The organism is Mycolicibacter senuensis (assembly GCF_002101885.1).
In the GTDB taxonomy this organism is placed as follows: Bacteria; Actinomycetota; Actinomycetes; order Mycobacteriales; family Mycobacteriaceae; genus Mycobacterium; species Mycobacterium senuense.
Genome location: NZ_LQPS01000020.1, coordinates 15,765 through 37,500, shown reverse-complemented (window position 1 = coordinate 37,500; position 21,736 = coordinate 15,765). Strand labels below are relative to the sequence as shown.

Below are 21,736 nucleotides of genomic sequence, written 5' to 3'. Positions count from 1 at the left end.
AGTCGCTAGGGTCCAGTGGCCCTATCTCGTCGTGTACGGCTGCTGTTGGATCGTATGGTGGCATTAGCGGACACTGACGGACCATGCTGTTGGCCGTCTCGGGCATTTCAAGGAGAGCGTCATGCGAGTTGAGGTGGACCTGGATCGCTGCGAGGGCAACGCGATTTGCGTCGGAATCGACCCCGACCTGTTCGAACTGAACGACGATGAGCAGGCCGTTGTCAAGATGGCGCCGGTGCCGGCGGACCGGGAAGCCCACGCTGTGCAGGCGATCGCCGAGTGCCCCCGCGCTGCGCTGCGCCGCGTTGACGACTAGCCTCGGCCCAGCAGGGGACTAGAGGTATTCATAACCGCAGGCGACGAGGGCGCCGCGAGGGGACAGGAGCGGCGTACATGACTGCCAACAGCGCGATCGATCTGACCGGGAAAGTTGCCGTGGTGACCGGCGCGGCCGCCGGGTTGGGCCGGGCAGAAGCGATCGGGCTGGCCCGTTCCGGGGCCACCGTGGTCGTCAACGACATCGCGCCGGCGCTGGAATCCTCCGACGTGATCGACGAGATCGCCGCGGCCGGCGGCAAGGGCGTGCCGGTGGCGGGCGACATCAGCCAGCGCTCCACCGCCGACGAGCTCGTGAGCACCGCCGACGGCTTGGGCGGGCTGAGCATCGTCGTCAACAATGCCGGGATCACCCGCGACCGGATGTTGTTCAACATGTCCGATGACGACTTCGACGCCGTGATCGCGGTGCACCTGCGCGGGCATTTCCTGTTGACCCGCAACGCGGCCGCCTACTGGCGGCAGCAGGCCAAGGATGCTGAATCCGGAACCGTGTACGGCCGCATCGTCAACACGTCCTCGGAAGCCGGGCTGATGGGTCCGGTCGGTCAGGCCAACTACGGCGCGGCCAAGGCGGGCATCACCGCGCTGACGCTGTCGGCGAGCCGGGCGCTGAGCCGTTACGGCGTGCGCGCCAACGCCATCTGCCCGCGAGCCCGCACCGCGATGACCGCCGACGTCTTCGGTGAGGCCAAGATCGGCGAGGGGGAGATCGACCCGCTGTCGCCGGAGCATGTGGTGACCCTGGTCCGGTTCCTGGCCTCCCCGGCGTCGGATTCGGTCAACGGTCAGGTTTTCGTGGTCTACGGACCTGAGGTAATGCTGATGGCCGCGCCGACGGTGGAACACAAGTTCAGTGCCGACGGACAAGCGTGGGAGCCTGCTCCGCTGTCGGACACGCTGGGGAATTACTTCGCCGACCGTGATCCGCGGCGGACGTTTTCCGCCTCAGAGCTGATGGAGTCCGATTAGAGCGCGATTAGAACGCGTTTCAGGAGACCTGAGTCACAACAGTGGCTGACCTGGATAGATAACCCATGAAAACTTGCTAAATGTGTCCTTTGACACTAAGAACGTGTTCTAGTTAATATGATCCGGCTCACGCGGACCGACGTTCGAATCGAGCGAATGACGTCGGCCGCACGCCGTGTCCGGATACAGTTTTGCGACCACCGGCAGACCGGCTGCACGAGCTGATGGAAGGACGAGCCTTGATCGAACAGCTCACGGTTCCGGCCCGGGCCGTGGGCGGCTTCGTCGAGATGTCGATTGACACCTTCCGGGCCATGTTCCGCCGCCCGTTCCAGTACCGCGAGTTCCTCGACCAGACCTGGATGATCGCCCGCGTTTCGCTGGTGCCGACCCTGCTGGTCGCCATCCCGTTCACCGTGCTGGTGGCGTTCACCCTCAACATCCTGCTGCGCGAGATCGGCGCCGCCGACCTGTCCGGCGCCGGAACCGCGTTCGGCACCATCACCCAGCTCGGTCCGGTGGTCACCGTGCTGGTGGTGGCCGGTGCCGGTGCCACCGCCATCTGCGCCGACCTGGGCGCCCGAACCATCCGCGAAGAGATCGACGCCATGCGGGTGCTGGGCATCGACCCGATCCAGCGGCTGGTGGTGCCCCGCGCGCTGGCATCGACGTTCGTCGCGCTGCTGCTCAACGGGTTGGTGTGCGCGATCGGTCTCGTCGGAGGCTACGTGTTCTCCGTCTTCCTGCAGGGCGTCAACCCCGGCGCGTTCATCAACGGGCTGACCGTGCTGACCGGGCTCGGCGAGTTGGTGATGGCCGAGATCAAGGCGCTGCTGTTCGGGACGGCCGCCGGGCTCATCGGGTGCTACCGCGGCCTGACCGCCAAGGGCGGCCCGCAAGGCGTCGGCAACGCGGTCAACGAGACCGTCGTCTACGCCTTCATCTGCCTGTTCGTCATCAACGTCGTCATGACCGCGATCAGCGTGCGGGTGCTGGTGAAGTGAGCGCCTCATGAGTTACGACGCCACGCTGCGGTTCCGGCGGATGTTCCGGTGGGCGCCCAAGGCATATGACAACTTCGGCGAGCAGGCACTGTTCTACGCCGACTCCATCCGCTACGTCCCCAACGCGCTGACCAAGTACCGCAAGGAGACGGTCCGGCTGATCGCCGAGATCACCATGGGCACCGGTGCGCTGGCGATCATCGGCGGCACCGTCGGGGTCGCCACCTTCCTGACCCTGGCCTCCGGCGGTGTCATCGCGGTGCAGGGCTTCTCATCGCTGGGCAACATCGGCATCGAGGCGTTGACCGGCTTCCTGTCGGCATTCCTGAACGTGCGCATCGTGGCCCCGGTGGTCGCCGGCATCGCCCTGGCCGCCACCATCGGCGCCGGCACCACCGCCCAGCTCGGCGCCATGCGGGTAGCCGAGGAGATCGATGCCGTCGAAGCGATGGCGGTGCACGCGGTCTCGTATCTGGTGTCGACCCGGTTGGTGGCCGGTCTGATCGCGATCATCCCGCTGTACTCACTATCGGTGCTGGCGGCGTTCTTCGCGGCCCGGTCCACCACGGTGTTCATCAACTCGCAGTCACCGGGCCTCTACGACCACTACTTCGACACCTTCTTGATACCCACCGACTTGCTGTGGTCATTCCTGCAGGCGATCATCATGTCCATCGCGGTGATGCTCGTGCACACCAACTACGGCTACAACGCGGCCGGGGGCCCGGTCGGCGTCGGCATCGCGGTGGGACAAGCGGTGCGCACGTCGCTGGTCGTCGTGGTCGTCATCACGTTGTTCGTTTCACTTGCCGTCTACGGCGGGTCCGGTAACTTCAACCTCTCGGGATAGCAAGGGATGCAAGTGGACACGGGATCGAGTCGTACTCGGGTGCGGATTGCTGCCGCCGTCCTGGGCGCGATCCTGCTCGCCGCCACCGTTTTCACCTACCTCTCCTACACGGCTGTCTTCACCCCGACCGACAAGGTCACCGTCACCTCGCCGCGGGCCGGCCTGGTGATGGAGCAGGACGCCAAGGTCAAGTACCGCGGCATCCAGGTCGGCAAGGTCAAGGCCATCAAATATCAGGGCGATCAGGCCAAGCTCGTGTTGGCCATGGACAGCTCGGCGATGTCCTACATCCCGTCGAACGCCGCCGTGCACATCGCCAGCAACACCATCTTCGGCGCCAAGTCGGTGGAATTCGTGCCGCCGCCGGTGCCGTCGGGCAAGTCGTTGCGCAGCGGCACCAACGTGCAGGCCTCCGATGTGCAGCTCGAGGTCAACACACTGTTCCAGAAACTCACCGATCTGCTGGACAAGGTCGACCCGGTGCAGCTCAACGGGACGATCAGCGCGCTCGGTGAAGGGCTGCGGGGCAACGGCGACAACCTGGGCGTGGCGTTGTCCGGGCTGAACGGCTACCTGGAGAAGATCAATCCCAAGCTGCCGCAGCTGCAATCGGGCTTCGCCAAGACCGGCGTGGTGGGCAACATCTACGGCGACGCCGCACCGGACCTGGCGACGATTTTCGACAACGTCCCGACGATCAGCAAGACGCTGGTCGACCAGCGTGACAACCTGAGCAAGGCGCTGCTGGCGACCACCGGGCTGGCCAACAACGGCTACGACACCTTCGAACCCGCCGCCGACGACTTCATCGCCGGTATTCAGCGCTTCCGCGCCCTGGGCAGCCTGCTGGCCGAATACTCCCCGGAGTTCGGCTGTCTGTTCAAGGGGATCAAACAAGCGCTGGAGCGGTTCGGCCCGTCGCTGGGCGGCACCAAGCCGGCGCTGTACGTGCACTCCAACTTCTTGCCCGGCGCACCGGCTTACACCTACCCGGAGAGCCTGCCGGTGGCCAACGCGACCGGCGGCCCGAACTGTCGCGGCCTGCCCGACATCCCCAGCAAGCAGTTCGGCGGCTCCTGGTTCCGGTCACCGTACTTGGTGACCGACAGCGCCTACATCCCGTTTCAGCCCAATACCGAGCTGCAGTTCGACGCACCATCCACGGCGCAGTTCCTCTTCAACGGCGCCTACGCGGAACGGGATGAGTACTGATGAACACTCGCGGAACCCTGATCAAGGTCGCCATCTTCACCGCGGCGATGCTGCTGGTGTCGGCCGGACTGGTGGTGGTGTTCGGCGAGTTCCGGTTCGCCTCCAACCACACCTATCACGCCGACTTCGCCAGCGCGTCACGCCTCAAGGGCGGCGAAGACGTGCGGATCGCCGGAATTCCGGTGGGCACGGTGAAACGGGTGGCGCTGACGCCTGACAACAGCGTCGACGTCACCTTCGACCTCGACAAGCGCTACCAGCTTTACGATTCGAGCCGGGCACTGATCCGGTACGAGAACCTGGTCGGCGACCGCTACCTGGAGATCGCCTCCGGTGCAGGTGAACTGCGCAAATTGCCGCCCGGCGGCACGATCGGCCGGGAGCACACCCAGCCGGCGCTGGACCTCGACGCACTGCTGGGCGGGATGCGCCCGGTGCTCAAGGGGCTGGACGGCACCAAGATCAACGAGATCAGCAACGCGATCATCGAGTTGTTGCAGGGCCAAGGCGGCGCGCTGACGCAGATGCTGGCCAACACCAGCTCGTTCACCACCACGCTGGCCTCGCGCGATCAGCTGATCGGCGACGTGATCAACAACCTCAACACGGTGCTGGCCACGGTCGACGACAAGAGCGAGCAGTTCGACGCCACCGTCGACCGGCTGCAGCAACTGATCACCGGCCTGGCCGAGGGCAAGGACTCGATCGCGGGTGCGATCGGCCCGCTGGCCACCGTCGAGACCGACCTCACCGACACACTGCGGCGCACCCGGCGGCCGCTGCAGGGCGTGATCGAGAACGCCCGCCCGTTGGCCACCGTGCTGAACAAGCGCAAGCAGGAACTCAACGACGTCATCGATCCACTGGAAGAGAACTACCTGCGGCTCAACGCACTCGGCGCCTACGGATCGTTCTTCAACATCAACTACTGCACGGTCTCGATGAAGTTCAACGGGCCCGCCGGCAGCGACATCATCCTGCCCATGGGCGGCCAGACCGACACCAGCAAGGGGAGGTGCTCTCCTGTCAAGAATTGATCGCGTAAATCCGGTTCGCACCGGAACGCTGGGCATCGCACTGGTGGCGTGCCTGGTCTTGGTGTCGTTCGGCTACACCAGCCTGCCGTTCTGGCCGCAGGGCAAGAGCTATCAGGGCTACTTCGCCGACGCCGGCGGAATCATGTCCGGCAACGACGTGACGGTGTCCGGTATCCGGGTGGGGAAGGTGACCAAGGTGGCGCTGGCCGGCGCCAGCGCACAGGTGAGCTTCACCATCGACCGGAAGGTCAGGGTGGGCGATCAATCGCTGGCCGCGATCCGCACCGACACGGTGCTGGGCGAAAAGGCGCTGTCGGTCACGCCGGCCGGCGCGGGCTCGGTCACGATGATCCCGTTGGAACGCACCCGCTCGCCCTACACGCTCAACAACGCCCTGCAAGATCTCGGCGGCAACGTCCGGAATCTGGACAAACCGCGGTTCGAGGAGGCGCTGGCGGTGCTCACCGACTCGATGCGCGACGCGACCCCGCAGTTGCGCGGGGCGCTGGACGGGGTGACGGCGCTGTCCCGCAGCATCAACCGCCGCGACGAGGCGCTGGGCCAGTTGTTGACCCACGCCAAGTCGGTCACCGGTGTGCTCAACCAGCGCGCCGCCCAGGTCAACCGGCTGGTGCTCGACGGGAATCAACTCTTCGCGGCGCTGGACGACCGCCGGCAGGCACTCGGCGCGCTGATCGCGGGAATCGATGATGTCTCGCAGCAGCTTTCGGGCTTCGTCACCGACAATCAGAACGAGATCGGGCCGACCCTGGACAAACTCAACCTGGTGCTGGACAACATGATCGAGCGCAAAGACCGGATCGCGGGGGCACTGGACCGGCTGCCCGGCTACGCCACCACGCTCGGCGAGGTTGTCGCCTCGGGTCCGGGCTTCCAGATCAACCTCTACGGGCTGCCGCCGCCCACGTTGTCGGAGGTGCTGCTCGACATCTACTTCCAGCCCGGCAAGATTCCGGACAGCCTGGCCGACTACCTGCGCGGGATGATCTCCGAGCGCACCGTGATTAAGCCGAAGTCGCCGTGATGCGCCCGTCATTGCGGATTCTGCTCGCCGGGGCGCTGGCCGCGCTACTGGCCGCCGGCGTGTACCTGGTGCTGCCCGCGCAGCGCGGCTACCGGATCACCGGCTACTTCGCCTCGGCGGTCGGTCTGTACCCGGGTGACGACGTTAGGGTGGTCGGGGTTCCGGTCGGCCGGATCGAGTCCATCGAGCCACGCGCGGAGAACGTCAAGATCACCATGTCGGTGAACAAGGACGTGCCGTTGCCGTCCGACGTGCACGCGGTGCTGATGGCGCCGAACATCGTCTCGGCGCGGGTGATTCAGCTGGCGCCGGCCTACACCGGCGGCGACCGGCTGGCCGACGGGGCGGTGCTCGGCGAGGACCGCACCGCGGTGCCGGTCGAGTGGGACGAGGTCAAGAAGGAGCTGACCCAGCTCAGTGCGCAACTCGCACCCGAGCACGGCAAACTCAACGGCGCGCTGAGCGCGGTCGTCAACCAGGCCGCCGACACCTTCGACGGCAACGGCGACTCGTTCCGCAGTGCACTGCGGGAGTTGTCGGCGACCGCAGGCCGGCTCGGTGACTCGCGCACGGATCTGTTCGGCACCGTCAAGAACCTGCACGTGCTGGTCGACGCCCTGTCCGGCAGCAACGAACAGATCGTGCAGTTCACCGACCATGTCGCGGCCGTCTCGGCGGTGCTCGCCGACAGTTCGGCCGACCTCGATGTCACGCTGGGCACCCTGAACCAGGCACTGCGCGACGTGCGGGGCTTCCTGCACGACAACAACGACGCGTTGATCGCCCAGGTCAACAAGCTGTCGGAGTTCACCAAGGTGCTGAGCGATCAGAGCGAGAACTTCGAACAGGTACTGCACATCACCCCGCACGGGCTGGTCAACTTCTATCAGATCTACAACCCCGCGCAGGGCACCTTGAGCGGGTTGCTGTCGCTGCCCGACTTCGCCAACCCGGTGCAGTTCATCTGCGGCGGCGTCTTCGACGTCGGTTCGGTGCCGGACAACTTCAAGCGGGCAGAGATCTGCAAGGAGCGGATGGGACCGGTCATGCGCCGCTGGTCGATGAACTTCCTTCCCTTCCTGTTCCACCCGATCAACTCGATCACCGCCTACAAGGGCCAGATCATCTACGACACCCCGGCCACCGAGGCCAAGGCGCAGACACCGGTGCCCTACCTGAAGTGGATGCCCGCACCGGGCGTCACCCCGCCGGATACCGACGATGTCGCCGCGCTGTTCCTGCCGCCATCGGATCCGGGGCAGGTGGGCCAGGCACCCGGCCCGCACGGCCCTCAACAACCCGGGGCCGGCGGACCACGGGAGGGCGGATGAGCATGAAGTCTGTTGCCGGCGCCGTCAGGCGGGCCGCGCGGCGCGGCGCGGCACTGGGAGCCGGGGCACTGGTGCTGTCCGGGTGCCAGTTCGGCGGATTGAACTCGCTGAACATGCCGGGAACCGCCGGCCACGGCCGAGGGTCGTACAACATCACGGTGCAACTGCCGGATGTGACCACGTTGCCGCAGAACTCGCCGGTCATGGTCGACGACGTCACCGTGGGCAGCGTCTCGGGTCTGCAGGCCGTGCAGCAACCGGACGGCAGCTTTTTTGCGGCGGTCAAACTGTCGCTCGACGGCAATGTTCAGCTTCCGGCCAACGCCACCGCGAAGGTCGCCCAGACCTCGCTGCTGGGATCCCAGCACATCGAGCTCTCCGCACCGCATGACGAAGCCCCGACCGGCCGACTCGCGCCCGGCGACCACATCCCGCTCAACCGCACCGGTCGCTATCCCAGCACCGAAGAAGTGCTGTCCTCACTGGGCGTGGTGGTGAACCAGGGCAATCTCGGTGCGCTGCAGGACATCACCGATGAGGCCTACGCGGCGGTCGCCGGGCGGGCCGGCACCTTCGCCGGGCTGCTGCCCCGGCTCGCCGAGCTGACGGCGTCGCTGGACCGCCAGGCGCACGACATCATCGCTGCCGCCGAGGGCCTCAACCGGATCGGCGTGACCCTGGCCCGCAGCGCGCCCAGCCTCGCGCGGGCACTGGAGACCATGCCGGGTGCGCTGGAGGTGCTCAATGACAACCGCGCCAACATCGTGGATGCATTCGGAGCGCTGCAGCGGTTGGCGACCGTCGGTTCACGGATCATGACCGAGACCAAAGAAGACTTCGCCGCCGACATCAAGGACCTCTACCCGGTCATCAAGGCGTTCGCCGACAACGCCAACGAGCTGGTAACGGCGTTCCCGTTCATTCCGACCTTCCCGTTCCCGTCGATGTATCTGCGCAACGCGGTGCGCGGCGACTTCCTGAACGTCTACGTCACCTTCGACCTGACGCTGCGGCGATTCGGCGAGTCGGTCTTCACCACCGGGGCCTTCGACCCGAACATGCCGCACATGCACGACGTGCTCAACCCGCCCGACTTCTTGATCGGGGAAATGGCGAACCTGTCCGGGCAGGCGGCCGACCCGTTCAAGATCCCGCCCGGCACGGCCGTCCGATATGAGGAATGACCTGCGATGCTGACCCGCCTCGTTCGAATCCAACTTGGGATCTTCGCCGTGGTCACCGTGCTGGCCGTCGGTGCGATCGCGATCCTTTACCTGCACTTGCCGAGCCGGGTGGGGATCGGCACCTACAAGGTGACCGCCGATTTCATCGGAGGCGGCGGCATCTACAAGAGCGCCAATGTCACCTATCGCGGCGTGACGGTGGGCCGGGTGGAAGACGTCCGTCTCACCGATCACGGGATCGACGCCCAGATGCGGCTCAACAGCAGCACCAAGGTTCCGGGCAACGTCACCGCAACCGTCAAGAGCATGTCCGCCATCGGCGAGCAGTACATCGACCTGGTGCCACCGGAAGGAGCCGCTGCCGCCGGGGTGCTGCACAGCGGCGCGCGGATCGGCCAGGACCGCACCGCGATAGGCCAGGACATCGCCGGCATGCTCGACCAGGCGCAGACACTGGTCAACAGCGTCGCCAACAGTCGCCTTCGTGATCTGCTGCGCAACACCTTCGAGGGCTTCAACGGATCCGGGCAGGAGCTGGCCCGGATGATCGCGTCGTCGCGGCAACTGATCGACGAAGCCAACGCCAACTTCGCGGCGACCGAGGGGCTGATCGACCAGTTCGAACCGTTCCTGGACGCCCAGATCGGCAGCGGCGACGACATCAAGACGCTGGCCCGGTCGTTGGCGGCGGTCACCACCGAGGTGCGCAACGCCGATCCGCAACTCCGCGAGGTGCTGCAGATCTTGCCGAGTGTCACCGACGAGGCGAACACCACCTTCAGCGGGATCCGGGCCTCGTTCCCGACTTTGGCGGCCAGCATCGCCAACTTCGGCCGGGTCGGGGTGATCTACCGCAACTCGATCGAACAGGCGCTGGTGGTGTTTCCCGCGCTGATGGCCGCGCTGATGACCGTCGCCGGTGGCGTGCCGATGGAAGAGGGCGTCAAGCTGGACTTCAAGATCGACATGCACGACCCGCCGCCGTGCACGGTCGGGTTCCTGCCGTTCACCGAGATGCGCACCCCGGCCGACGAGACGGTGCGCGAACTGCCCAAGGGGCTGTACTGCAAAGCGGCGCAAAACGATGCGACCGCGGTCCGCGGCGCCCGCAACTACCCGTGTATGGAGTATCCGGGTAAGCGGGCGCCGACCATTCAGCTCTGCCGCGACCCGAAGGGCTTCGTCCCGATCGGCAGCAACGCGTGGCGCGGTCCGCCGGTGCCCTACGACACGCCGATCACCGACCCGCGGATGATCACGCCGATGAACAAGTTCCCGTACATCCCACCGAACTCCGATTACGACCCTGGCCCGCCGGTGGTCGCGCTGCCTCCGGGTGTGCCCGCGGGGCCGGGCCCGGCGCCCATTCCGCCATACCCGCTGCCGTACCCGCCGAACGAACTCGGGCCGAATCCGCCGGCGCCGTGGCCCTACTACGCGCCGCCGGACCAGAACCTGCCGACCAACCCCGGCGGTAACGGCGGCCTGCCGCCCTACAACCGGGACCCGGCGCCGGGACCGGCTCCCGGGCCACTGCCCGCCGAGGCACCGGCCCAGGCCAACGGGGTCGCCTACAGCAGCTACGACCAGCGCACCGGGAAGTTCGTCGACCCGGCGGGCAGCACCGGGGTGTTCGTGTCCGGGGCGGACAAATGGCTGCCGCCCGAGAACTGGGCCGACCTGATGCTCGAGCCGAGGCAGACGTGACCGGTCCGGAGGAGACCCGGGCTCGTCGCCGGGCCTCGCGGGCCGCCGGCCCGGCCGGTGATGCCGCCGAAGTCGCCACGACCGCCATTCCGACCCCGAGTCGGGCCGCTGTGCGGGCGGTCCGGCCCACCGGCCCACCGCCGCGGCGCCAGCCCAACGCGCGCCAGGCCGCCGTCGTCGCGGCTGCCGCCGCCCTGGTGGTGAGTGTCGTGCTGGGCAGCCTGGTCGCCGTGCTGCTGGTGCAACACCGGCACGCCGCCGCGGCCGAGAGTCGTGACCAGCGCTTCGTCGACACCGCGGTCCAGACCGTGCTGAACATGTACACCTACACGCCCGACACCATCAACGAGCAGGTGGACCGCTTCGTGGCCGGCACCAGCGGCCCACTGCGCGACACCATGGCCGGCAACACCGACAACCTCAAGGCGCTGCTGCGGGAGACCAAACACAGCTCGGAGGCGGTGATCAACGCCGCAGCGCTGGAGAACACCGACGATGTGGCCGGCAACGCCTCGGTCCTGATCGCAATGCGCGCGACCGCCACCGATGCCGACGGTGTCAACAAGCCGTCGCAGCCGTACGCGCTGCGGATCATCGTGCACGAAGACGACGCCGGCAACATGACCGCCTATGACCTCAAGTGGCCGGACGGCAGTCGATGAACCGGCGGTGGTCGGGGCTGGTGATCCTGGTGGTCCTGCTCGGAGTGTTCGTCGGCCTGGGCGCCACGGCGGGATCGCTGTACTGGAGCCGGGTCGAGACGCGGGGGGAGCAAGTGGCCCGCACCGAGTTGGCCAAGCTGACCGCCGACGAGATCCCCAAAGTGCTCGGCTATGACTACACGACCGTGGAACGCAGCCTGACCGAGACCTATCCGATGTTCACCGGCGACTACCGCCGTGAGTTCGAGGCCCGCGCCGTCAACGAGATCATCCCGCAGGCCCGGGAGAAGCAGTTGGTGAACCAGGTCGACGTCGTCGGCGTGGGCGCGCTGGACGCCAAGCGGACCACCGGTTCGGTGCTGGTTTTCGTCAACCGCACCGTTACGGGCAAGTCCAAGGAGAAGTTCTACGAGGGCAGTCGCCTGCGGGTCGACTTCCGCAAGGTCGACAGCAAGTGGCTGATCAGCAATATCGCGCCGATCTAGCTGAGAGGATTGGGCTATGAGGAAGCTCATTCGCGGTCTGGCCGCGTTCGGTATCGCGATGGCGGCGAGCGCGGGGCTGGCCGTCGAAGCCGGCGCGGACGACGACGCCTTGCCGGAGGGCACCCTAGAGGGTATCTACACCTACAACGGCGGCGGCACCACGGCGACGTGGAAGATCTACCCGCTGTGTGTTCCTACGGTGGGTGACGGCCGGGTGCCGCTGAACCTGGCGATCGGTTGCCGACTGCAGATCGAAAGCAACGGCCCGCCGGGGCAAGCCGGCTCCTACCGGTTGTCCAACGGCCAGTGGTCCTACCACACCCCGCTGCTCGCCGGTACCCGATGCCCCGACGGCAGCACCGCCGGCAGCGAAGAGATGTACCAGTTCGACACCTCGTTGCGCGGCACCTACACCCAGTCGCACAATGCGGTCTGCGGCTGGCAGCCCGGGCTCGAAAAGCACCCGTTCACACTGACGTTCGTGTCGCCGCTGCCCAACCCGGTGGTCCGCTACCCGCTGACCTGCCAGGACAACCCGCAGCATCTGTGTAGCTGAGTCACCCGGTTTCGGCGAGCGAGTCCAGGAAGGATCGGGCCCAGCGGTCGACGTCGTGGGTCAGCACCTGGCGGCGCAGCGCACGCATACGTCGGCGGCCATCTTCAGGGGTCTGGTTGATCGCCGCCTCGATGGCATCCTTGACGCCCTCCAGATCGTGCGGGTTGACCAGGTAGGCCTGCTTCAATTCGGCTGCGGCACCAGTGAATTCACTCAATACGAGGGCGCCGCCCAGGTCGCTGCGGCAGGCCACGTACTCCTTGGCGACCAGATTCATCCCGTCGCGCAGCGGGGTGACCAGCATGACGTCGCTTGCCGCGAAGAACGCGATCAGCTCGTCGCGCGGGACCGGGCGGTGCAGGTAGTGCACCACCGGGTGGCCGACCTCGCTGTACTCGCCGTTGATGTGACCGACCTGGCGTTCGATGTCCTCGCGCAGGATCTGGTAACTCTCCACCCGTTCCCGGCTGGGCGTCGCCAACTGCACGAGCACCGTGTCGTCACGCTTGGCGCGGCCCTCGGCGAGCAGCTCGTTGAACGCCTTGAGCCGGACGTCGATCCCCTTGGTGTAGTCCAGCCGGTCCACGCCGAGCAGGACCTTGCGCGGGTGACCCAATTCGGCCCGGATCTCCTTGGCGCGCCGCCGGATTGCCCGCTCGCGCGCCTTGTGGTCGAGCTCGCCGGAGTCGATGGAGATCGGGAAGGCGCCGACGCGCACGGTGCGGTCGGCCAGACTCACCTCGCCGAACCGGCCGCGTACCCCCACCGCGCCGCGTGAGGTGGCCGCGCCGGTCAGGTTGCGGGACAGGAACAGGAAGTTCTGTGCGCCGCCGGGCAGGTGGAAACCGACCAGGTCGGCGCCGAGCAGGCCGTCGATGATCTCCTTGCGCCACGGCAGCTGCATGAACAGCTCCACCGGCGGGAACGGGATGTGCAGGAAAAAGCCGATGGTCAGGTCCGGTCGCAGGCTCCGCAGCATCTTGGGCACCAGTTGCAGCTGATAGTCCTGGACCCACACCGTCGCGCCCGGGCCGGCGGCCTGGGACGTGGCCTCGGCGAACCGGCGGTTGACGTCGACGTAGCGATCCCACCACTGCCGGTGGTAGATCGGCTTGACGATCACGTCGTGGTAGAGCGGCCACAGCGTCGCGTTGGAGAATCCCTCGTAGTAGTCCGCGATGTCGGTGGCGCTCAGTGCGACCGGGTGCAGCCGCAGATCCTCGATGTCGATCGGCTCCTCGGGGCCGTCCGGACTGCCCGGCCAGCCCACCCAGGCGCCGCGGCGCTTGCGCAGCAGCGGCTCCAGCGCGGTGACCAAGCCGCCGGGGCTGCGCTTGTAGGCCGTCGTGCCGTCGGACAGTACCTCGATGTCGATCGGCAGCCGGTTGGCCACCACGACGAAATCGGCCTGGCCCCCCGACCCCGGCATCTACGCCCCGGGTTTCTCGGTATTCGCCGGACCGATCCCCAGCATGGACAGGAATACCCGGCACTCGTCGGCATCCTCGGCGTAGGCGGCCACGACTCGTCGGGCTTGGCGTTCGGTGCTGTCGGCCAGCGGTTCCACGTCATCGATGTCGGCGTGTTCGGATTTAGCAGGCATGGAGTCGACTCTAGCGAAGTGCGCCGTAACCTGTGAGGCGGACGACAACCAGGGTGGAGGTCCAGTGGCGACATCGGAGACCACATCAGGGCAAGCCGGCGATCTGGTCGACTATGAAATCCTCGACGAGGGGCGTATCGCCCGGATCTGGCTGAACCGCCCGGAGGCCCACAACGCGCAGAACCGCACCCTGCTGGTGCAGCTCGATGAAGCGTTCGGCCGGGCCGAGGCCGACGACACCGTGCGGGTGGTGATCCTGGCGGCGCGCGGTGAGAACTTCTCCGCCGGCCACGACCTGGGCTCGGAGGCGGCCCTGGCCGAACGCCGGGACGGACCGGGCCAGCACCCGAGTTTCCGCCGCGACGGCGGCACCCGGGAATCGGTCGTGGAGAAGACCTACCTGCAGGAGTGGCACTACTACTTCTCCAACACCTGCCGCTGGCGGGACCTGCGCAAGATCACCATCGCGCAGGTGCAGGGCAATGCCATCTCCGCCGGGCTGATGTTGATCTGGGCGTGCGATCTGATCGTCGCGGCCGACAATGCCCGGTTCTCCGACGTGGTCGGGGTGCGCCTGGGCATGCCGGGCGTCGAATACTATGCCCATCCCTGGGAATTCGGCCCGCGCAAGGCCAAGGAGCTGCTGCTGACCGGGGACTCGCTGGACGCCGACGAGGCCTACCGGCTGGGCATGGTCTCCAAGGTGTTCGCCCTCGACGAGCTGGCCGATAAGACCTACGAGTTCGCCCGCCGGATCGCCCAACTGCCGACGATGGCCGCGCTGCTGATCAAGGACTCGGTGAACGCCGCCGCCGACGCCATGGGATTCGCCGAGGCACTGCGGCACGGGTTCCACATCCACGAGCTGGGCCACGCGCACTGGTCGGCACATAACGACAACAAGTTCCCGGTCGCGCTGCCTCCGGAGGTACCGGACTGGCGCACCGCCAAGGCCACCGACCTGGCTCGTCGCGACCAGCCGTAGCCGCCGCTCCGGCCAGCATGGTTCGATGGGTAGAACATGTTCCAGTTTGGTGTGAGGGGTCGGTGTGACACTTTCGTCGCGGATTTCGTTCGATGGCCGCAGTTACCTGGTCACCGGTGGTGGTAGCGGTATCGGCAAGGCGGTGGCGGCTGCGCTGTCCGCCGCGGGAGCCGACGTCCTGATCGTCGGCCGCAATGCCGAGCGGCTGGCGGCGGTGGCCGACGAGATCGGGGTGCGCCACCAGGCCGCCGACGTCACCGACGAAGACAGTGTGATCGCCGCCGTCGACGCCGCTGCGAGCACGAGTGGCCGGCTGCACGGGGTGGTGCACTGCGCCGGGGGTTCGGAGACCATCGGGCCGATCACCCAGATCGACTCCGAGGCGTGGCGGCGCACCGTCGACCTCAACATCAACGGCGCCATGTACGTGCTCAAGCACGCCGGCCGGGCGCTGGTACGTGGCGGCGGTGGTTCGTTCGTCGGGATCTCCTCGATCGCGGCAAGCAACACCCACCGCTGGTTCGGCGCCTACGGCCCCACCAAGTCGGCGCTGGATCACCTGATGCAGCTGGCCGCCGACGAACTGGGTGCCTCCTGGGTGCGGGTCAACAGCATCCGCCCCGGCCTCACCCGCACCGAACTGGTGTCGGTGGTCCTCGATACACCGGCACTCTCCGAGGACTACCGGGTCAGCACTCCGCTGCCGCGGGTCGGTGAGGTCGACGACGTCGCGGACCTGGCGCTGTTCTTGCTCAGCGACGCCGCCGGTTATATCACCGGCCAGGTCATCAACGTCGACGGCGGGCAGATGCTGCGCCGCGGCCCGGACTTCACGGCGATGCTGGAACCGGCGTTCGGCGCCGACGGCCTGCGGGGCGTGGTGGGGGAATAGCCGTGGGCGTCTACGCGGTCACCGGCTCGGCATCCGGTATGGGGCAGCAGGCCGCGGCGAAGCTGCGCGCGGCCGGGCACACCGTGATCGGCGTCGACTTGCGCGATGCCGAGGTCATCGCCGACCTGTCCGGCCCCGAGGGACGAGCAGCGGCGGGGGAGCAAGTGCTCGCGTTGTGCGGGGGTCGCTTGGACGGTGCGGTGCTGGCCGCCGGCGTCGGGCCCACCCCGGGCGCGACACGGCTGATCCTGCAGGTCAACTATTTCGGTGTCGTCGAGCTACTGGAGGCATGGCGCCCGGCGCTGGCCGCATCCGGCGCCGCCAAAGTGGTGGTCGTCGCCAGCAATTCGACGACCACGGTGCCGGCGGTGCCGCGATCGGCGGTGCGGGCACTGTTGGCGGGGAAAGCGGCCAAGGCGATGCGCCGGCTGCGACTGCTCGGGCCGGGCGCGCCGTCGTTCGCCTACGCGGCCTCCAAGATCGCGGTGTCGCACTGGGTGCGCCGACGGGCCGTCGAGCCGCCGTGGGCGGGGGCGGGGATTCGGCTCAACGCCCTGGCGCCGGGGGCGATCATGACGCCGCTGCTGGAGAAGCAGCTCGCCTCCCCCAGGCAGGAGACCGCGGTCCGCAGCTTTCCGGTACCGGTCGGCGGCTTCGGCGATCCCGGCCAGCTGGCCGACTGGATGCTGTTCATGCTCTCCGATGCCGCCGAATTCCTCTGCGGCAGCGTGATCTTTGTCGACGGCGGTTCGGACGCCTACTTCCGGGCTGACGACTGGCCGCGCAGCGTCGGATTGTCGCGGCTACCGCGCTACCTGGTGCGGTTCCGGGCGTTCCGCGGTGCGGCTCCCCCGGCGCATTGACCGGCGCCGTTCGCGTTAGCGTGTCTGAAGACTTCGAGAGATCTTGAGGAGAGAAATGCCGGCAGAGCTGAGCCACGACGAGACCGTGCGCGAGGTCACCATCGAGCAAGGGGTGCTGCGCTACCACGAGGCCGGTGACGGCCCGACATTGCTGCTGCTGCACGGCTCCGGACCGGGCGTCACCGGGTGGCGCAACTACCGCGGGGTGCTGCCGGCTTTCGCCGAGCACTTCCGCTGCCTCGTGCTGGAATTCCCCGGGTTCGGGGTCAGCGACGACTTCGGCGGGCACCCGATGGTGTCGGCCTTCGGCGCGGTCGGGCAGTTCGCCGACGCGCTGGGCCTGGACCAGTTCAGCATCGTCGGCAACTCGATGGGTGGCGGCGTCGGCATCAACTACGCCATCAACAGCCCGGAGAAGGTGCGCAAGCTGGTGACCATCGGCGGCATCGGCACCAACCTGCTCACCCCCGGGCCGGCCGAGGGCATCCGGCTGCTGCAGGAATTCACCGACAACCCCAGCCGGGAGAGCCTCATTCGCTGGCTGGAGTCGATGGTCTACGACCCGAAGGTGATCACCGAGGAGCTCATCGAGGAGCGCTGGAAGCTGGCGACCGACCCCGAGACGCTGGCCGGCGCCCGGCGGATGTACGGCAAGGAAGCCTTCACCAACATGGTGAAGATGATGCAGGCCTCCAAGGGCCCGCTGCCGTGGGCGATGATGCACCGGGTCAAGGCGCCGACGCTGGTCACCTGGGGCCGCGACGACCGGGTCAGCCCGCTGGACATGGCGCTGATCCCGATGCGGACCATTCCCAACGCGGAGTTCCACGTGTTCCCCAACTGCGGGCACTGGGCCATGATCGAGGCCAAGGATGCCTTCACTCGGGTGGTGTTGGAGTACCTGACCCGCGACTAGGCAGTCGCGGTTCTACCGTGGCCAAAGCAGGAGCGGCGCCGGCCCGTCGTACAATCGCCATGGCTCATCGAGCCGGCCCCGGCCGCGTTAGCTCAGTTGGTAGAGCGTCGCTCTTGTAAAGCGGATGTCGAGAGTTCGAGTCTCTCACGCGGCTCCATTCCTGTCGGTACCGGCGGATAGCGTCCGTCTTGTGACAGTGACCTGTCTTGGCTGCGGAGCCGATTTCGAAGGACGTCGGCTAAGAGTGTTCTGCAGCAACGCATGCCAACAGGCACATCAACGACGCTTGCTCTTGGCGGCCTGGCTCGACACCGGAATCTGTGGTCGCACGTCGTACCTGGGCAACTACGTCCGGGACTACCTCGAGGAGCAGCAGCACGGTTGCTGTGCGATCTGCGGTATCGAGCGCAAGTGGAACGGCATGCCAACGTACAAGGCGAGGAATCGCGGCAGGGGGCGCTATTACCGGCGACAGCGGTACGCCGCTGGCCGGTCGTACTAGGGCTTTACCCGATGTCGGGCGGGTCGGTGTCGATCACTCGCTGAGAGCGCACGGTCCGCGGCGGCGACGGGCGCCGGCTGGACCGGCGCGGCAGCAGCGGGATGCGCTCGGCGATGTTGCTCAGCGGGTTGACCACCATGGTCAGCGCGATCACCGCCTCCTGCAGGGTTTCGATGGCCGGCTCCAGCGCCTCCATTCCCGGGGCGAGCCGGCTCAACGTGTCGGCGACGTTGGCGAGCTGCTCGAGCGGGCCGTTGCGCGCGGTGAGCTTGTCGATCAGCCCGCCTTCGGCCAGCAAGCGGTCGGCCAGGCCGTCCTCGGACAGCAGCCGCTCGATCAATCCGTCCTCGTCGGTCAGCTGATCGACGAGTCCGCCGGGCTGTAATGCCCGCTGCAGCCCGCCGCCTTCGGCGGTGAGCCGGTCGAGGACGCCTCCCGGGCCGGTCAACTGGTCGACCAGCCCCCCGGGAGCCAGCAGCCGGTCGGCCGGGCCGCCCGGGGCCAGGGCGCGGCCCAGGGGAGCGTCGTCGTCCATCAGTTTGGCCAGCCGGTTGGCCCGGGCGATGGCGTCTTCAAGCCCCAGCATCTGCGCCATCGAGTTGGCCGGCCCGTGCGGCTCGGGTTCGCCGAGGCTCTGGCGGGCCAGCCCGAGTGCCGCCGTGGCGACCCCGAGCCCGGCGTCAGCGATCGAAAGACCAATCCGCGCCGGCGCGGTCGACACGGCGATAAGCTGCTTGGCCAGGCCCATCAGGCTAGTGTAGGGGCGATTCACCCCCGATATCAGGTAGTTTGATTGACAACAAACACACAGCTGGTTTCCAGTTTGTTTTCACCCATTCGGGAGGGAATTAACTCCATGGGAGCAACAGCTGCGCAAGACGCCGCACCCGAGGCCCGCGTCCTGGTCGTCGATGACGAGACCAACATCGTCGAGCTGTTGTCGGTCAGCTTGAAATTTCAAGGGTTCGAGGTCTACACCGCATCCAGCGGGCCGGCGGCCCTGGACCGGGCGCGCGAGGTCCGGCCGGACGCGGTGATCCTGGACGTGATGATGCCGGGGATGGACGGGTTCGGTGTACTGCGCCGGCTGCGCGCCGACGGTATCGACGCCCCGGCGCTGTTCCTGACCGCGCGTGACTCGTTGCAGGACAAGATCACCGGTCTGACCCTCGGCGGCGACGACTACGTGACCAAGCCGTTCAGCCTTGAGGAGGTGGTGGCCCGGCTGCGGGTCATCCTGCGTCGGGCCGGCAAGGGCGCCGGTGAGCCACGCAACTCGCGCCTGACCTTCGCCGACATCGAACTCGATGAGGACACCCACGAGGTGTGGAAGGCCGGTCAGCCGGTGTCGTTGTCGCCCACCGAGTTCACCCTGCTGCGTTATTTCGTGATCAATGCCGGCACGGTGCTGAGCAAGCCGAAGATCCTCGACCACGTCTGGCGCTACGACTTCGGTGGCGACGTCAATGTGGTGGAGTCCTACGTCTCCTATCTGCGGCGCAAGATCGACACCGGCGAGAAGCGACTGCTGCACACCCTGCGCGGAGTCGGCTATGTGTTGCGCGAACCGCGCTAGCGGATGCCGCCGGTGATTGCCGGGAACGGGATATAGGACGAAAGATATGGGGATGGCGAAACCCCCGCGCGGCATCCTGCCCCTGCGTGTCAGCCTGGTCGCCGCCACCCTGGCCATGGTGGCCATCGGCTTGCTGGCACAGGGATACGCCGTGACCACCATCCTGCGGCACCGGCTGATCAGCCGGATCGACGCCACCCTGATCGACGCGGCCCACGGCTGGGCGCTCGAGCAGCGTGGGCGGCACCCGCCGAAGGCGGACGAGGATCCCAACCCCGGCCGGCCGCCGACGAGCTTCTACGTTCGCGACGTCGACCCCAACGGCAGCGTCTGGACCGTCGTCAACGACCAGAACGCCGAGCCGCAGTTGCCACCGGACAACGACGTGGGGTCGATACCGGTCACGATCGGCTCGGTCGACGGGTCGGGCGTGCAGTGGCGGGCACTGTCGGTGCACGGTGAGAACGGCAGGCTGATCACGGTGGCCAGGGACCTGTCGGACCCGCGGGCCACGCTGCGCTACCTGGCATGGTCGCGGGTGGCGATCGGTGTCGGGGTGCTGGTGGTGCTCGGCGCCGCCGGATACCTGGTGGTCAACCGCAGCCTGCGCCCGTTGGCCGAGGTCGAGCGGACCGCGGCGGCGATCGCCGCCGGCCAGTTGGACCGCCGCGTGCCCGAGCGTGATCCACGCACCGAAGTCGGACGTCTCTCGCTCGCGCTCAACGGCATGCTGGCGCAGATTCAGCAGGCGGTGGCGTCCTCGATCGCTTCGGCGGACAACGCGCGCGTCTCCGAGGAGCGGATGCGCCGGTTCATCACCGACGCCAGCCACGAGCTACGCACCCCATTGACCACGATCCGCGGCTTCGCGGAGTTGTACCGGCAGGGCGCGGCCCGTGACGTCGAGCTGCTGATGTCGCGCATCGAGAGCGAAGCCCGCCGGATGGGACTGCTCGTGGAGGATCTGCTGCTGCTGGCCAGGATGGATGCCCAGCGGCCGCTGGACCGGCGTTGGGTCGACCTGCTGGCGCTGGCAACCGACGCGGTGCACGACGCCCGGGCGATCGCGCCGGAACGCGCGATCGAACTGGAGGTCTTCGACGGCCCCGGCACTCCCGAGGTGCTCGGTGACGATGCCCGGCTGCGTCAGGTGCTGAGCAATCTCATGTCCAACGCGCTGGAGCACACCCCGGACGACGCCGCGATCACCGTGCGGGTCGGGACCGACGGCGCCGACGCGATCCTCGAGGTCGTCGACCAGGGGCCCGGGATGAGCGAACAGGACGTACAGCGGGCCTTCGAGCGCTTCTTCCGCACCGACTCGTCGCGAGCGCGTACCAGTGGCGGCACCGGTCTGGGACTCTCGATCGTCGACTCGTTGATTCGTGCCCACCACGGCACCGTCACCGTGAGCTCGCCACCCGGTCAGGGTTGCACCTTTCGGGTCGCAGTACCGCGGCTTGCCGAAACGGCGACCCCACCGGCAGACCTGCCAATCGAGATCAGCTGAGTGTCAAAGGATCTCGGCTAGTGCAGCCTTGATTTTGGCCTGCGCCTCGTCGAGGGACTCCGGGGACGGATTGCGGTCCACGCCGGCGAAGCCGAAATCGGACAGGCTGCGCGTCGGAAAGACGTGGATGTGCAGGTGCGGAACCTCCAGGCCGGCGATGATCATTCCGGCGCGCTCGGTGTCGAACGCCCGACATACCGCCTTGCCGATTCGCTGTGCCACGGCCATCGCCTTGCTGAGCGCCGCGCTGTCAATGTCCTGCCAGTGGTCGATCTCGGCGCGAGGCACCACCAGGGTGTGGCCTTGCGTCATCGGCTCGATGGTCAGGAAACCGACGACGTCCTCGTCCTCGTAGACGAACCGACCCGGCAGTTCCCGGTTGATGATCTTGGTGAAGACAGTGCTCATGAACTTCAGCATATGCGCCGAGTGCCGGATTTAGCGGGCGTAGCTGCGTATTATCGAAGGCGAGCTGGTGCCCCTGGCGGGTGCTCGTCACGCCACAGGT

At 67.3% G+C, this 21,736-nt stretch carries 23 protein-coding genes and 1 tRNA gene; 20 read left to right on the top strand and 4 right to left on the bottom strand.

Annotation, left to right across the window (positions count from 1 at the left end):
- Nucleotides 1-121: 121 nt before the first annotated feature.
- From AWC24_RS03950 to AWC24_RS03890, 13 genes are all read left to right on the top strand, one after another.
- The gene (locus AWC24_RS03950; RefSeq protein WP_085082270.1) at nt 122-316 is read left to right on the top strand and encodes a ferredoxin; all 195 of its coding nucleotides are present in this window, start codon (nt 122-124) and stop codon (nt 314-316) included.
- A 77-nt stretch (nt 317-393) separates the two neighbouring features.
- A complete protein-coding gene (locus AWC24_RS03945; protein ID WP_085082269.1) occupies nt 394-1,308 on the top strand; it encodes a 3-oxoacyl-ACP reductase in 915 nt (304 codons plus the stop codon).
- A 239-nt stretch (nt 1,309-1,547) separates the two neighbouring features.
- Entirely contained in the window at nt 1,548-2,312 is a 765-nt protein-coding gene (locus AWC24_RS03940) for an MlaE family ABC transporter permease (RefSeq protein ID WP_013830557.1), read from the top strand.
- 7 nt (nt 2,313-2,319) lie between these two features.
- The gene (locus tag AWC24_RS03935) at nt 2,320-3,162 is read left to right on the top strand and encodes an ABC transporter permease (protein WP_085082268.1); all 843 of its coding nucleotides are present in this window, start codon (nt 2,320-2,322) and stop codon (nt 3,160-3,162) included.
- A 39-nt stretch (nt 3,163-3,201) separates the two neighbouring features.
- Complete coding sequence (locus AWC24_RS03930) at nt 3,202-4,374, top strand: MCE family protein (protein ID WP_085082267.1); 1,173 nt, start codon at nt 3,202-3,204, stop codon at nt 4,372-4,374.
- Complete coding sequence (locus AWC24_RS03925; RefSeq protein WP_085082266.1) at nt 4,374-5,411, top strand: MCE family protein; 1,038 nt, start codon at nt 4,374-4,376, stop codon at nt 5,409-5,411. The genes AWC24_RS03930 and AWC24_RS03925 overlap by 1 nt, the downstream gene beginning before the upstream one ends.
- The gene (locus AWC24_RS03920) at nt 5,398-6,456 is read left to right on the top strand and encodes an MCE family protein (RefSeq protein WP_085082265.1); all 1,059 of its coding nucleotides are present in this window, start codon (nt 5,398-5,400) and stop codon (nt 6,454-6,456) included. The genes AWC24_RS03925 and AWC24_RS03920 overlap by 14 nt, the downstream gene beginning before the upstream one ends.
- Complete coding sequence (locus AWC24_RS03915) at nt 6,456-7,787, top strand: MCE family protein (protein ID WP_234807249.1); 1,332 nt, start codon at nt 6,456-6,458, stop codon at nt 7,785-7,787. Before AWC24_RS03920 ends, AWC24_RS03915 begins: the two co-directional genes overlap by 1 nt.
- Nucleotides 7,788-7,789: 2 nt before the next feature.
- Nucleotides 7,790-8,971 carry an MCE family protein gene (locus AWC24_RS03910; protein ID WP_085082263.1) on the top strand — a complete coding sequence of 394 codons (1,182 nt, stop codon included), beginning with the start codon at nt 7,790-7,792 and terminating at the stop codon, nt 8,969-8,971.
- A 6-nt stretch (nt 8,972-8,977) separates the two neighbouring features.
- Nucleotides 8,978-10,678 (top strand): MCE family protein, encoded by a 1,701-nt coding sequence (locus tag AWC24_RS03905; protein ID WP_085082259.1) that lies wholly within the window; start codon nt 8,978-8,980, stop codon nt 10,676-10,678.
- On the top strand, nt 10,675-11,340 hold the full coding sequence (locus tag AWC24_RS03900; protein WP_085082257.1) for an Rv1363c family protein: 666 nt from the start codon (nt 10,675-10,677) through the stop codon (nt 11,338-11,340). Before AWC24_RS03905 ends, AWC24_RS03900 begins: the two co-directional genes overlap by 4 nt.
- Nucleotides 11,337-11,825, top strand: coding sequence for a mammalian cell entry protein (locus AWC24_RS03895; RefSeq protein WP_085082380.1), 489 nt, complete (start codon nt 11,337-11,339; stop codon nt 11,823-11,825). The genes AWC24_RS03900 and AWC24_RS03895 overlap by 4 nt, the downstream gene beginning before the upstream one ends.
- Nucleotides 11,826-11,841: 16 nt before the next feature.
- Nucleotides 11,842-12,381 (top strand): hypothetical protein, encoded by a 540-nt coding sequence (locus AWC24_RS03890; protein ID WP_085082255.1) that lies wholly within the window; start codon nt 11,842-11,844, stop codon nt 12,379-12,381.
- Nucleotide 12,382: 1 nt separating this feature from the next.
- Here AWC24_RS03890 and AWC24_RS03885 read toward each other — a convergent pair whose 3' ends face one another.
- Complete coding sequence (locus AWC24_RS03885; protein WP_085082253.1) at nt 12,383-13,810, bottom strand: alpha,alpha-trehalose-phosphate synthase (UDP-forming); 1,428 nt, start codon at nt 13,808-13,810, stop codon at nt 12,383-12,385.
- A complete protein-coding gene (locus AWC24_RS21495; protein ID WP_109560317.1) occupies nt 13,811-13,984 on the bottom strand; it encodes a hypothetical protein in 174 nt (57 codons plus the stop codon). It abuts the gene before it with no gap.
- A gap of 64 nt (nt 13,985-14,048) precedes the next feature.
- Between AWC24_RS21495 and AWC24_RS03880 the strand changes: the two genes are divergently transcribed.
- The 5 genes from AWC24_RS03880 (at nt 14,049) to AWC24_RS03860 (ending at nt 17,797) form a co-directional block, all read left to right on the top strand.
- The gene (locus AWC24_RS03880) at nt 14,049-14,969 is read left to right on the top strand and encodes an enoyl-CoA hydratase (RefSeq protein WP_085082251.1); all 921 of its coding nucleotides are present in this window, start codon (nt 14,049-14,051) and stop codon (nt 14,967-14,969) included.
- 64 nt (nt 14,970-15,033) lie between these two features.
- Complete coding sequence (locus tag AWC24_RS03875; protein WP_085082249.1) at nt 15,034-15,861, top strand: SDR family oxidoreductase; 828 nt, start codon at nt 15,034-15,036, stop codon at nt 15,859-15,861.
- Nucleotides 15,862-15,863: 2 nt separating this feature from the next.
- Nucleotides 15,864-16,724: an SDR family oxidoreductase gene (locus tag AWC24_RS03870; protein WP_085082247.1), complete on the top strand. Its 861-nt coding sequence runs from the start codon at nt 15,864-15,866 to the stop codon at nt 16,722-16,724.
- A 55-nt stretch (nt 16,725-16,779) separates the two neighbouring features.
- Nucleotides 16,780-17,640: an alpha/beta fold hydrolase gene (locus AWC24_RS03865; RefSeq protein WP_085082245.1), complete on the top strand. Its 861-nt coding sequence runs from the start codon at nt 16,780-16,782 to the stop codon at nt 17,638-17,640.
- A gap of 81 nt (nt 17,641-17,721) precedes the next feature.
- Nucleotides 17,722-17,797, top strand: a tRNA-Thr gene (locus tag AWC24_RS03860).
- Between the two features lie 349 nt (nt 17,798-18,146).
- Here the strand turns inward: AWC24_RS03860 and AWC24_RS03850 are convergent.
- Nucleotides 18,147-18,890 (bottom strand): MlaD family protein, encoded by a 744-nt coding sequence (locus AWC24_RS03850; protein WP_085082241.1) that lies wholly within the window; start codon nt 18,888-18,890, stop codon nt 18,147-18,149.
- A gap of 108 nt (nt 18,891-18,998) precedes the next feature.
- Here AWC24_RS03850 and AWC24_RS03845 point away from each other — a divergent pair, with 108 nt between their 5' ends.
- Complete coding sequence (locus tag AWC24_RS03845; protein WP_064854227.1) at nt 18,999-19,718, top strand: response regulator transcription factor; 720 nt, start codon at nt 18,999-19,001, stop codon at nt 19,716-19,718.
- 52 nt (nt 19,719-19,770) lie between these two features.
- Nucleotides 19,771-21,228: a sensor histidine kinase gene (locus tag AWC24_RS03840; protein WP_085082378.1), complete on the top strand. Its 1,458-nt coding sequence runs from the start codon at nt 19,771-19,773 to the stop codon at nt 21,226-21,228.
- Nucleotides 21,229-21,231: 3 nt separating this feature from the next.
- On the opposite strand, the gene AWC24_RS03835 is transcribed toward AWC24_RS03840, so the two are convergent.
- Nucleotides 21,232-21,636 carry an HIT family protein gene (locus AWC24_RS03835; protein ID WP_085082376.1) on the bottom strand — a complete coding sequence of 135 codons (405 nt, stop codon included), beginning with the start codon at nt 21,634-21,636 and terminating at the stop codon, nt 21,232-21,234.
- Nucleotides 21,637-21,736 lie beyond the last annotated feature (100 nt).